A 12817-nucleotide genomic window follows, 5' to 3' on the forward strand; every position below is an offset into this window, starting at 1 on the left:
AAGCCCATCCACATGGGATGGGTAGGAAGTATTGTTAGTTAGTTCAAGCTTTATCATGCATAAACTCAACCTGTTTTACTTGGATCGTACTCAACGATACCGTCTAATACTTTATCAATTTGCTGCATTATTTCAGGCTCTAGTTTGACACTAGCAGCTACGGTATTCTCTCTTACCTGTTCTGGACTCGATGCCCCGATAATTGCTGATGAAACATTGTGATTTTGTAGCACCCAAGCTACTGAGAGCTGAGCAAGGGAAAGATCAATCTGTTGTGCGATAGGTTTTAGGTTTTGGATAGCAGTAAGAACATTGTCATCCATCCAACGTTGTGCAAGTTTATTAAAAAATGGTTTACCAGCTGAAGAGTTAGCACGGGATTGTGTTGGTACTGGTTGTTGAGGTAAATATTTTCCTGTGAGAACACCTTGTGCTAAAGGCGACCATACTACTTGTCCGAGTCCCTCACGTTGACAGGTTGGGATTACATCAGTTTCGATAACTCTCCACAGCATTGAATATTGGGGTTGGCTTGCGATAAGAGGGATATTCAATTCACGTGCAAGTGCTGCACCACGGGTAATTTGTTCTGATGTCCACTCACTTACCCCGATATATAGAACTTTACCTTGTCTTACAAGATCTGCGAAGGCTAACATTGTTTCTTCAAGGGGAGTAGTTGGGTCAAACCGGTGTGCATAATAGACATCTATATAATCAGTCTGCAACCTACGTAAAGAGGCATTACAATTTTCAAAAATGTGTTTTCTTGATAAACCTCTATCATTTGGCCCGTTTCCAGTAGGATGGCATACCTTTGTGCAAAGTTCAATGCTCTCGCGTCGTATACCATTTAAAGAACGACCCAGTATTTCTTCAGCTTTCGTATCTGAATAAACATCCGCAGTATCAAATGTTGTAATACCAACATCTAGTGCAGCTTTCACACACTCATTTGCAGTATCTTCATCTACTTTGCCCCCGTGATTTATCCAGTTGCCGTATGCAATCTTGCTTACAGATAATCCACTATTGCCAAGTTTATTAAACTCCATTCCAATTCCTCCTTTAATAGTGATACCTTCATTATAAAGACCAGATTTTAACATGGATAATATATTTTTACTAAGTGATTTATATAAAATATATATAAGACGATAAGGGCATTCTGTGTATTTAGCAGTTTGCAAGGTTGTTGGGAAGCATCACATCGCTTGGACAATGACGGAAGGTAAATAAGGGATTTTATCGGAGGGGCAGATATCCCAACAATTTCTTAAAATGCCCGTACAACATTATTTAAAAATAGGCTATGTAGTGTAATGCTTACAAGTCTAATATATATCCGTAACGTGGGACCGAATTAATATATTTCCCGTATTTACCTAATTTCTTTCTTAATCTATATACAAGCATATTAATTTCTTCACGTCCTACGTCCGGTTTTTCATTTTTATGTAAAATTCGTTCAGGCCAAACGGTAATTTTTATTTCATCATAACTTACTGCACAACCTTTATTTTGATGTAACAACCAAAATAGCCCTGTGTCTTTACTTGTAAGATAAATTTGAACACCGTCAATAAGTATTTCTCTTCGTTCAATATTAATAGTTAATCCAATAGAATCATCCATATTGTCATTTTGTAATATAGGTAATTCAAGCGTTTTATCAAGGCTGCTCTTCGAATGATGATGGAAAGTAAGAACCGAAGTGCCTTGAGCTAAACTAATAACATCCCTATCGTGAAGGAAAAAAGGTTTGTTCTTTTCAATGCTAGTATAATTTATTTCTGTTCCGTGTTTACTCTTAAGATCGATAATATAATAATTTCCACTTTCAACACCAATTAAAGCGTGTTTTCTTGAAATGTATTGACTAGTAAAAGAAACGTCTGGTATAAAATCTCTCCCCTCACGCCCTAATACAATTTCAGTATTTGTAATAAAAATTCTATTTTGTTTAGTAAGTGTTTCTCCCTTATTTATTGAAATATAAACATCCTGATTTAACATCTGTATACTCCTTAAGGAACAAATTTAGTTTAAAGTATGCAAAGGGTATCTTATCATATGAACTTGAAATGTAAAGAATCGGTTCTTTATCTAGGTAATAGTCATTCTTTTTTCTTGTACTGTTAGCGTTTTGTTAGCGTTCTGTTATTGAACAGGGCAATATCTCAATCTAAAATGAACAAGGAAAAGGAGGAGTTAGAAACATGAAGAAAAAAATAATAAGTTCAAAAAAAGTTTTACTGTGTGTTTTAAGTTTCGCAGTGATTATTGGATCTTTTTTATTTCCAATAGAAAAATCTAAAACATACGCATCTACCAAAAGTGAGGAAAATGAAGGGATTTTAAAAGGCAGAAATCAAACTGAAATTAGCAACAAGGATGGTTCAGTTAAATTAACAAAAATCAATAATGAGGTTTGGGTCCACACGACCTATGAAAATATGGATGGCTATTTAGTGCCAGCAAACGGTCTGCTTATTAACTCATCTAAAGGACTTTATCTTATAGATGCCACGTGGAATGACCAATTAGCAGATGAATTATTAACATTGATTGAACAAAATTTCCATAAACGTGTAAAGAAAGCGATTATTACTCATCATAAAATTGACCGTGTTGGCGGTATCCAAGCTTTATTGGATGCTAAAATTCCAGTTGAAAGTACATCTTTTATTGCAAAAATGATAAAGGATGAAGGATATCCTCAAATTAAAACTAACTTGGATAGAAACCCTGTATTTAAAGCAGGCAAAGTTATTATAGAGACATATTATCCAGGTGAAGCTCATACAAGAGATAATATTGTCGTATGGTTACCTCAATATAAAATGTTATTTGGCGATATGATTTTTGCACTTGAACAGGATAACGTTGGGATAATTGATGAAGCAAATATGAGTGCATGGCCTCATACAATGCAAAACCTTATTAATAAATATCCAGAAGCAAAGGTAGTTATTCCAGGACATAAGAATTGGGGCGACTTTTCACTTCTTTCTCATACAATAGAAAACTTGAAAAACTATGAATTGGCTAATAAATAAGAAGCGGAAACAAGTGTGAGACTGTTCATATCGGAAAGAGGCTTAAATAGAGCTTCATGCAATAACTACAAGAAATCAATTTGCTGTAATCATGTATAGAGCGTTAATAATATAGTAATTACTATTATGCATTTAAAATATAGAACAAAAATAGAGCCATCTAAATATAGATGGCTCTATGTAATTTATTTGAGCTTTTGAAGAAGGAGAGTGCTTATAGATTAATTTAAGAGGGAATGATGTGGACGAGGTCTGATGAGACTAGATATAATAGCAGTAACGCTTAAAAATGATTATCATGGGTATGCAGTTACTTTTAGGATTCATAATAATATGTCTAGCAATCCAATTAACCCTATACAAACTTACTATTGAAAGGAGTGTAATAATGATTAACTCAAATAATCCAATACCTCTCCATATACAGTTAAGAAAAATGGTCGAAAAGAAAATTAATCAAGGTATATATATAAGTAAAATACCAAGCGAACGTGAATTAATGGAAGAATATAATGTTAGTAGAAGTACAGTAAGAGAAGCCATTTCACAATTAGTAATAGATGGTATTGTGGAGAAAAGACATGGTAAAGGTACATATATTACTAGAAAACCCGTTCATTACTGGTTGGGTAATCTAATTAGTACGACTAAAAGTATTGAGAATATGGGGATGAAGCCGGGGACGAAGTTAATTAAACATGGGATTATTACGGTTTCTGATGAAGTAAAAGAAGCGATCAATTTAGCTGAAGCATATTTGATTAAACGGGTACGTTATGCAGATGATATGCCAATAGCCATTGAGACACAATACTATCCAATAGAAATTGGTGAAAAGCTTTCTAAACTGGATATTAAAAGTGGTACGTTATATGACTTGTTAGAGGATGAAATGAATATACAATTGCATGATGCGGATGAGGTGATTACGAGTAAGCCTATTTCTAAAGAGGATTGTAAATTGCTTAATATTAAAGAAAACAGTAATTCACTCCACCTGAATCGCTTTGTTTATGATATTAATGGCGATCTCATTGAATATTGTATTGCGGATTATAATCCAGGTATGTATGCTTTTCATTTCAAATCTCAACGTTTAAAAAAGCAGTAACAATGGATAATGAACTTGAACTTAAATGTTCAAAATGAGACAGATTTTTTTATTAAGTAGGCGTTACTAGTTGATTGGAGTGGAAGCCGTGCCTGCGGAAAGGGAGCTTCTTGAATGGAAATCAACTTTTAAAAAAGGTAAGTTTACAGGCCCATAACAGATGCTTTTGTTTGGCAACAGAAAACTACTGACAAATGGGGAGTCAGTAGTTTTTTAATAATATATAAATAGTTACTATTGGGGAATAGTAATTATTTTCACTTTGAAAAAGCTAATTCTTTACTTTCAAATACAAATTCACCATTAATAATCGTAGCTAAAATAGTGATATCTTTAATCGTCATCGGATCAACGTCTGTAGGGTCGTTATCTAAAATTGCAAAATCAGCTAATTTCCCTATTTCAATACTGCCTAAATCCTGTTCGTCGAAATTCAATTGGGCACCGTAAATTGTCATAGATTTTAACGCACCTTCAACATCTATTTTTTGTCCTTCACCTAGTACATGCCCGTCTCTCGTCATGCGATTAACTGCGGCCCATATTGAAAAGAGTGGAGAAATAGGCGTAATAGGACAATCTGAATGTAACGTATACAACAAACCTAAATCATCAGCTTCTTTGAGTGGGTTCATTCTCTCTGCTCTTTCAGGCCCTAAAAAGATATTTTTATGGCGATCGCCCCAGTAATAAACATGATTAATGAAGAATGAAGCAGCGATATTGTAGTCTTTCATTAATTTTAAATCTTCAGGTGTAGCAGTTTGAACATGTTCAATTCGATGACGATGATCACTGCTTGGAGAAGTATCAAGTGCATATTGATATGACTCAAGGATAGAGCCTATGGAACGGTCTCCATTGCCGTGTGTCGCTATTCTAAAGCCTCGATTATGGAAATCTAATACGTAATTGTTCAAAATATGTTGTGGGAAAATTAGGTCCCCGTATAAATTCGGATCATTATAATATGGCTGACGTAATGCGCCTGTAAGCCCCTGAATCGAACCATCTTGGAATAGTTTTGCGCTATCTAATTTGGCCATGCCATTAGAATCCTCTAAAATTTTCTCATTAAGTTGAGTCGCATTATACTTTTCAAAAATGCCACCTTCCAATAACAAATCATTCATAATCATTAATCGCATTCTCATTGGATGTGCTTTTTCTTTCAAAGCTTCAATATGGATATCGTATTCGATTGGACCTAATGTTAATCCAACCCCTGCATCTGTATTCGTTGTGATTCCTTGTGCTAAATAATCTTGTGAAGCTATTCGAATTAACTCAATTACTTCTTCGTTCGATGGAGTAGGTATACTATTGAAAACTAAGTCCATGGCAGCTGGCTCATATAAAACACCATTTAAATTATTGAATTCATCTCGACCAAAATGACCTCCAGCTGGGTCTTGAATAGAAGCATCTAACTCAGCGATTTCCAGTGCTTTTGAGTTTGCAACTGCCAGATGATTTGAAATATGGCGGATAAATATAGGTCGATCCGTACTTACTTTATCTAAGTCTTCTTTTGTAGGGTGCCTATTTTCTATTAGCATTGTATCATCATAGCCAAAGCCTAAAATCCAACTGCTGTCAGCTCGTTTATTATGGAACTCCATTAACTTATAGATGATATCGGTAATACTTTTATTATTTGTAGGGGAACAATCTACTTGAGACTTGTTTAGCGCATATATTAATAGATGGTTATGTGTGTCGATGAAACCAGGGATTAACGTTGCGCCATTTAAATCTACTTCATTCATGTCTTGTTTAAAAATTAATGAATCTTTAATTTGATTAAATTCATCTTTAGACCATATTCCTACGATTCTTCCTTCAAAAGAAGCTACAACATTAGCACGTGTACTATGAGCATCTAAAGTAATAATATTTGCATTTTTAATAAGTAAATCAACTTTTAACATTTTATTGACCTCCTAAAAGTAATTTAATTTAACCAATATTAATAGAAGTAACGGTATCGATAACAAAGAAAATATTGTTGATATAACAGTAACAATAGCGCCTAATTTATCATTCGCATTATATTTGCTAAATAAAATAGAAGACAATGTCAGAGCAGGCATTGTAGCTTGAATTAATAAGGTTTGTGCAATAACTTGATCGACAGTAATAAAACTTATAATGATGAACACTACAGCCGGCAAACCAAGGAGTTTAACCAATGTAGGAATGATTGATTTACTTTTAAGTGCTGTAAATTGAGCTTTGTTTACAGACATTATTAGTATTCCGATATAAAACATGGCAAGTGGTGATGCAAGTGCAGCTAATTGGTTTGTTAATGTAATAAAAATAACGGGAGGACGATAATTAACAAAAGCAAAGAATAAGCCACATACAATTGCAATGGTTGGAATATTGATCATCGATTTCAACGTGCTAAATGAAAATTTCATCGATTTTTGTAGCAGCATAACGCCAACAGTCCATATTACTAAGTCCACACCTGCATCAAAAATTGCAGCATATAAAGCACCTTTAGGACCTAAAATCGCGGCACATAATGGTATCCCGATGAAACCTGTATTGCCAAGGCCTGAGAGAAGGGCAATTTCAGGTTTAATCGAACTGTCCTTATCAAAAATAGTAATCAATAGCCATCCTAGTAAAATGCCAATTAAACATATAATAATTGATAGTCCAAATACCATTCCGATATTTTTAAGAATAGAAGGACTAATATCTACCTTAAATATGCTCGACAAAATAATACAGGGCATCGCTACATTCACGATAATAAGCGTATAGGTTTTACGAGTACTATCATTAATAGGTGTAATGCGAGCGAGTAATACACCTATTAAAATCATAAACCCTATTAATAAAATTGATTCAAAAACAACAGAATACTCCATTTCATGCACTTCCTAAAACAATCATTATTAAACTATTTTTCCATGCGCACAGATACTATCGGCGTGAGCAGCTGTTTATTTTTAGATGTCAGTAGACTCACGATAATCAAGACAGGGAAGTTGAAACATAATGCAATAAGCCCGGTATTGATTGCAAATATACTAATACCTGCAAATTGGAAGGATAAGGCGATTGCCGTACCAGTTAGAATACCTGCACCTACTCCTATAGCTGTAGCTCTTTTCCAAAAAATAATTGAAAGAATACCAGGTAATATTTGACCGAAGCCAAAATAAGCTGTGTTGATTAGATTGAGCATTAAGCTTGGAAGTGAAACAGTTAACAACATTGAAATTAATAAATAAACAACAACAACGACTTGTGACCATTTGCGTTGTTTATTTTCTGGAATACTTGTCACAATGTTACGAGTAAAAATACCACCGACTACTAAAGATATAACGGCTAGTACTAACAGCCCTGAAAGTGCGGCTCCAGCAGCTACTAATCCAACTACCCATGAAGGTAATAATTCAATTGATGTTGCAATAAATGCATGGTTAGGATTATCGATGTTCGGCAAAGCAATTAAAGCAAAATATGCCGCAGCAATTAAGAATGGATACATAAGCATATACAGTGGCATAAATCTTTGGGCGCGTTTAATTGTCCCTTCTGATTTACTAGTGAACAATACATTTATAATAAATGGGAAACAATAGAAAGCTACTGCTTGGAAAATAATTGTCGTTATTGAAAATGTGACTTGTTCTGTCGAACCAAATGACACTGAAGCACCGTGTTCCTTTGCAGTAGTAAATAGATTTTTTACACCATCGAGTTTTGAAAATGCTGCCCACCCTACGATAATGATGGCTGCGAATAGCAGAATGTCTTTTAAAATCGAAATAACAGCAGGTGCTTTAACTCCAGAAATCGCAACATAAACATATGCGATTGTTCCAGCAATGAATACAGCAATAATAGGTGGGAAATCGAAGCCTAAAGCATTTAAGGCTACTATAAGCCCTTCAAATTGTAACTGTCCCCAAGGAATGAGGAAAAGTAAACAAGTACATGCCACTAGTAACTCTAAAGGTCTGCTAGAAAAGTGGCTTTTGAACAAATCAGGAGCGGTCATCGCATTGTAGTGTTTACCAGCCCGCCAAATAAGAGGAGAAAGGAAGTAACCAACTGGATATGCTAAAAGAATGTATCCTAGAAACCATATTCCATAGCTAGCCCCTTTTGCGTATATACCTCCAGGAAACCCAATTATTGTTCCAATACTATAAACTTCGCCGATAGCGAGAAAGAATAAGATAAATCCGTTAAAAGATCTGCCACCAACTAAATAATCTGCTACATTGTCTTTTTTTGATTTTCCTTTTGAAAGAACTGCTAGAATTAGAGAAAAAATAAGAACACTAATGAAGATTGTAACTGCCATTATCTATCCCACCTTGTAATTAATCATAATTTTTTTTATCGAAGAAAAACCAAGAACAAGAAATACAAATAGATGTCAGTATGAACCACAGGAACATCCAAAAATAAAGAATTGGAAAACCTAAAATAAAATGTTCAGAGTAACGAAAATAAATTAACCCACCAATGACACTAGCAACAGGTAGAACAAGACCAATTAAGACATTAAAAAAAGTTTTTCGGGACATAGAATAACTCCTTTCTAAATAGCAAATAAATTTAACTTATCATGACGTACGTACCAGTTGAGTTAATTTATTTACAATTCCATGGTTTATTTTGGAATAGTATATAAATTTAAAATATAGTTGTCAACATAATAATAGTGTTTAAGTAGAAAAAAATGATTTAAAAGAGAAATATTGTTTAGTATATAAATTATTTCATAGGTAATTTAACTCAAGGATGAAGCGGAAAGAGAGAATATTAGGACTCTAAAATGGAATGAAAAATAAGTCAAAAGATTCTGTTAAATAAAATTAGTCGATGCTGTACTTGCGGAAAGGGAGCTTCTTGAAAAAATCAACGCTTTACTAAAATTTGTCTAAAGGAATAGAATAGATGCTTTATTTTTGTAATATTCGGAAAACTACTGACGGATGAGGATTGTCAGTAGTTTGTCTAACATCTATAAATAGTTACTATTGGGGGATAGTAATTATTTAATCTTTGATAAAGCTAACTCTTTATTTTCAAATACTATTTCGCCATTAATTATCGTAAATAAAATATTGATATCTTTAATGGTCATAGGATCAACTGCTGTTGGATCCTTATCTAAAATAGCAAAATCAGCGAATTTTCCTATTTCAATACTACCTAAATCTTGTTCGTCGAAGTTTAATTGAGCTCCGTAAATTGTCATTGATTTTAATGCGGTTTCAACATTAATTTTTAGTCCTTCTCCAAGTACATGTCCTCCACTCGTCACACGATTAACCGCTGCCCATATTGAGAAGAGCGGGGAAATCGGAGTAACTGGACAATCCGAATGTAATGTATACAACAAACCTAAGTCCTCTGCTTCTTTCAATGGATTTATCCTTTCTGCTCTTTCAGGCCCTAAAAAGATGTTTTTATGGCGGTCGCCCCAGTAATAAATGTGATTAATAAAAAATGAAGCAGCAATATTGTAGTCTTTCATTAACTTCAAATCTTCTGGTGTAGCAGTTTGGACATGTTCAATCCGATGACGGTGGTCAGTCCTTGGAGAAGTGTCAAGTGCGTGTTGATAGGCTTCAAGGATAGAGCCTATCGCACGATCCCCATTCCCATGTGTGGCAATTCTAAAGCCACGACTATGGAAATTTAATACGTAATCGTTCAAAGTTTGTTGTGGAAAAATAAGGTCCCCAAATAAATTTGGATCATTATAATACGGTTGACGTAATGCTCCAGTAAGCCCCTGAATCGAGCCGTCTTGGAATAGCTTCACACTATCTAATTTAGCCATGCCATTTGAGTCTTCTAATATTTTTTGATTTAGTTGATTTGCATTATACTTTTCAAAAAAGCCATCTTCCAATAACACATTATACATAAACATTAATCGCATTCTCATGGGATGTTTTGTATCTCTTATTACATCCATATGAATATCGTATTCTGAATGCCCAACTGCTGCATCAGTATTAGTAGTAATCCCTTGAGCAACATAATCTTGAGCAGCGACGCGAATTAAATCTATAACTTCTTCTTTTAAAGGGGCAGGGATATAATCGTAAACAAAGCTCATTGCCACATGTTCGTATAAAACCCCATTTAAATTATTTGATGCATCTCGACCAAAATGCCCTCCTTCTGGGTCTTTCACAGAAGCATCTATTTTCGCTAGTTCCAGTACTTTGGAGTTTACAACTGCAATATGATTTGAAATATGACGGACAATAATAGGTCGGTCTGTACTTACTTTATCTAAGTCTTCTTTAGTAGGGTGTCGGTTCTCAGTGAGCATTGTATCATCATAGCCAAAACCTAAAATCCAACTACTGTCATTTTGTTTCTGATGAAATGCCTCTAAATTGTAGAGGATATCTGAAATACTTTTATTTTGCGGAGATGAACAATCAACTTGCGCCTTATTTAAAGCATACATAAATAGATGGTTATGAGTATCGATGAAACCAGGGATTAACGTTGCACCATTTAAATCGAGTTTTTTAAAATCCTTTTCTGGAGCTAATGAATCCTTTGCTTTATTAAATTCCGCTTTAGACCATATTCCTACAATTCTTCCTCTATAAGAAGCTACAACATTAGCACGAGTACTTTGAGCATCTAAAGTGATAATATTTGCATTTCTTATAAGTAAATCAACCTTCATCATATAATTCCTCCTAAAAGTAATTTAATTTAACAAAAATTAAAAGAAGCAATAGTATTGACAATAAAGAAAAAATTGTTGAAATTACTGTTACAATTGCACCTAATTTATCGTTCGCATTAAATTTACTAAATAAAATAGATGACAATGTTAGAGCAGGCATTGTAGCTTGAATTAATAAAGTTTGAGCTATTATATGATCGACAGTAACAAACCTTATAATGATGAATGCTACAACCAGTAAACCAAGGAGTTTAACGACAGTAGGAATAATGGATTAACTTTTATGTGCTGTAAACTTATTGTGATGTACGTACCAGTTAAGTTAGATTAATTTACCCTTTTATGGTTTAATTTGGAATAGTATATTAATTTAAAATACGATTGTCAACATAAAAATAGTTTAAAAGAGAATAAGTTTTATTTAAAGAGAATTATGGAGCATTTTCGAAGAGGATAGTTTGATTTATTTCCTAGTATATAATTTTTTTATAGCTATTATTACTGGTGATTTGTGAATGAATTAATCGGGGGTGTGATCAGAGATGGTGAGTCAAAAGGTAATAGAAATACAAAGTACGCAAAACGACCAGTATTTATGTAAGATGTCATTTTTTATTGGTCGTTATCACGTACTTATAAAATATTTAAATTCTCCAGCTGAAGAATTTTTCTATTTACAAATTAGGAATTACCTTTCTAGCACCTAAGAAGAGCCAAGTACTAAGGACAAATGGAATCGTTAGAACAGGGAGGCCATATGGTAAAAGCCAAGTACTAAAACTAGCAGTAAGCGGTATGGTTACACATGTCGCTAGAATACCTGAAATAATTCTAAAACGATTAGATTTGGTACTAAATACAGTAGAGACTGCCATACATGTTAATATCGCATTGTAGCCGTAAAGACCTCCTATTATTAAAGCATGTTCTCCTCCAAGTCCATATGATAAGACTAAAGCGACGACACTTCCTATCACAGCATTTAAACCAAGTTTCCAACTAGCCCAAAATATAGCGGTATAAAGAAGTACACCTGATAAAGGATGATTCAAAAAAAAGATTTGCTCAATATTATTCAAAAAACCTACAGCCCAATTTAACTCACCTGCAATATTTAGTTGCCAGTAAGATAAACTTTGGGGTACTAAAGATTCACTTAAATGGAATACGTTTAGTTTGTAAGAAGCTAATAGGATAAACCATGTTAGGATGATAAAAGGAAAAGTAAGGACGGGCATGTCTATATTTTTCAAAAAATGCATCATTGTTGCTGTAAAAATCGCTGCAATCATTGCTCCTAATAGTGCGATGCCCCACCTAGAAGTTCCAGTTAAAAATAATGAAATGGCCAAAGCTGTTAAGACAGAATTATATCCAAATAGACCAGACCTAACACTATTTTCTTGCGCACCTCCTATTTTTCCGATTAGTGTGCCGACAATAGAAGATAAAAGTGAAATGATGCCCAATTTATAAGAATAAATCGTAATAGCTAATAAAATAATGAAGCCTGAAATGGCATTTTCAATAAAAACGACTTGAGAAAATCCTATGAGGGAAGCCAGTATAACGGAAGTGAATTCTCCTTTTGAAGTATAATTATTCATATTTTTCAACATACAATCACCCCTTCAAAAATCATTGTATTTGAAATTAAACCTACGTTAAGTGGAAAATAGTGGTTAATTTAAATACTAAATATGGTAATTATATAAATAAAAAGGTATAAAATGCAATTTAAAACCTCGACAACCTAATTTATCATTTATAAAGTAATAAAAGATGGAATGAAAATATAATTTCACTCCATCTTTTTAATTGGACCAGTGCGGAAACTTTCACATCGATATCGTATTGAACTTGAATTTTGTAAATGAAGTTCGATTGTTTATATGTCCTGTACTACAATTACCATTTTCGCTAGTATCATGAATTTAAGCACTATTT

The 12817-nt window shown here is 33.8% G+C and carries 10 protein-coding genes; 2 read left to right on the top strand and 8 right to left on the bottom strand.

What is annotated here, in order from left to right:
* Positions 1-65: 65 nt before the first annotated feature.
* Together NSQ74_RS08150 and NSQ74_RS08155 are read right to left on the bottom strand one after the other, a co-directional pair.
* Complete coding sequence (locus NSQ74_RS08150) at positions 66-1055, bottom strand: aldo/keto reductase family protein (RefSeq protein ID WP_340822619.1); 990 nt, start codon at positions 1053-1055, stop codon at positions 66-68.
* A gap of 271 nt (positions 1056-1326) precedes the next feature.
* Positions 1327-2016, bottom strand: a complete 690-nt coding sequence (locus NSQ74_RS08155; protein ID WP_340822621.1) for an FHA domain-containing protein — start codon at positions 2014-2016, stop codon at positions 1327-1329.
* A 203-nt stretch (positions 2017-2219) separates the two neighbouring features.
* Between NSQ74_RS08155 and bla the strand changes: the two genes are divergently transcribed.
* Together bla and NSQ74_RS08165 are read left to right on the top strand one after the other, a co-directional pair.
* Positions 2220-3059 carry a subclass B1 metallo-beta-lactamase gene (gene bla, locus NSQ74_RS08160; protein WP_340822622.1) on the top strand — a complete coding sequence of 280 codons (840 nt, stop codon included), beginning with the start codon at positions 2220-2222 and terminating at the stop codon, positions 3057-3059.
* 388 nt (positions 3060-3447) lie between these two features.
* Positions 3448-4170 carry a GntR family transcriptional regulator gene (locus tag NSQ74_RS08165; RefSeq protein WP_340822623.1) on the top strand — a complete coding sequence of 241 codons (723 nt, stop codon included), beginning with the start codon at positions 3448-3450 and terminating at the stop codon, positions 4168-4170.
* Positions 4171-4427: 257 nt separating this feature from the next.
* Here NSQ74_RS08165 and NSQ74_RS08170 read toward each other — a convergent pair whose 3' ends face one another.
* The 6 genes from NSQ74_RS08170 to NSQ74_RS08190 form a co-directional block, all read right to left on the bottom strand.
* Positions 4428-6101, bottom strand: a complete 1674-nt coding sequence (locus NSQ74_RS08170) for an amidohydrolase (protein WP_340822624.1) — start codon at positions 6099-6101, stop codon at positions 4428-4430.
* Positions 6102-6113: 12 nt separating this feature from the next.
* Positions 6114-7055, bottom strand: coding sequence for an AEC family transporter (locus NSQ74_RS08175; protein WP_340822626.1), 942 nt, complete (start codon positions 7053-7055; stop codon positions 6114-6116).
* Between the two features lie 32 nt (positions 7056-7087).
* The gene (locus NSQ74_RS08180) at positions 7088-8506 is read right to left on the bottom strand and encodes a sodium:solute symporter family protein (protein ID WP_340822627.1); all 1419 of its coding nucleotides are present in this window, start codon (positions 8504-8506) and stop codon (positions 7088-7090) included.
* Between the two features lie 19 nt (positions 8507-8525).
* Positions 8526-8732, bottom strand: a complete 207-nt coding sequence (locus NSQ74_RS23410; protein ID WP_401019830.1) for a DUF3311 domain-containing protein — start codon at positions 8730-8732, stop codon at positions 8526-8528.
* A 470-nt stretch (positions 8733-9202) separates the two neighbouring features.
* On the bottom strand, positions 9203-10870 hold the full coding sequence (locus tag NSQ74_RS08185; protein WP_340822628.1) for an amidohydrolase: 1668 nt from the start codon (positions 10868-10870) through the stop codon (positions 9203-9205).
* Between the two features lie 674 nt (positions 10871-11544).
* Complete coding sequence (locus NSQ74_RS08190) at positions 11545-12489, bottom strand: urea transporter (protein ID WP_340822629.1); 945 nt, start codon at positions 12487-12489, stop codon at positions 11545-11547.
* Positions 12490-12817 lie beyond the last annotated feature (328 nt).

The organism is Lysinibacillus sp. FSL W8-0992, assembly GCF_038008685.1.
GTDB lineage: Bacteria > Bacillota > Bacilli > Bacillales_A > Planococcaceae > Lysinibacillus.

What these genes read in the sequence shown, in the direction of transcription:
- NSQ74_RS23410 (WP_401019830.1), bottom strand. Translation starts at nt 8,732, where the DNA reads ATGTCCCGAAAAACTTTTTTTAATGTCTTAATTGGTCTTGTTCTACCT.
- NSQ74_RS08170 (WP_340822624.1), bottom strand. Translation starts at nt 6,101, where the DNA reads ATGTTAAAAGTTGATTTACTTATTAAAAATGCAAATATTATTACTTTA.
- bla (WP_340822622.1), top strand. Translation starts at nt 2,220, where the DNA reads ATGAAGAAAAAAATAATAAGTTCAAAAAAAGTTTTACTGTGTGTTTTA.
- NSQ74_RS08150 (WP_340822619.1), bottom strand. Translation starts at nt 1,055, where the DNA reads ATGGAGTTTAATAAACTTGGCAATAGTGGATTATCTGTAAGCAAGATT.
- NSQ74_RS08175 (WP_340822626.1), bottom strand. Translation starts at nt 7,055, where the DNA reads ATGGAGTATTCTGTTGTTTTTGAATCAATTTTATTAATAGGGTTTATG.
- NSQ74_RS08165 (WP_340822623.1), top strand. Translation starts at nt 3,448, where the DNA reads ATGATTAACTCAAATAATCCAATACCTCTCCATATACAGTTAAGAAAA.
- NSQ74_RS08185 (WP_340822628.1), bottom strand. Translation starts at nt 10,870, where the DNA reads ATGATGAAGGTTGATTTACTTATAAGAAATGCAAATATTATCACTTTA.
- NSQ74_RS08180 (WP_340822627.1), bottom strand. Translation starts at nt 8,506, where the DNA reads ATGGCAGTTACAATCTTCATTAGTGTTCTTATTTTTTCTCTAATTCTA.
- NSQ74_RS08155 (WP_340822621.1), bottom strand. Translation starts at nt 2,016, where the DNA reads ATGTTAAATCAGGATGTTTATATTTCAATAAATAAGGGAGAAACACTT.
- NSQ74_RS08190 (WP_340822629.1), bottom strand. Translation starts at nt 12,489, where the DNA reads ATGTTGAAAAATATGAATAATTATACTTCAAAAGGAGAATTCACTTCC.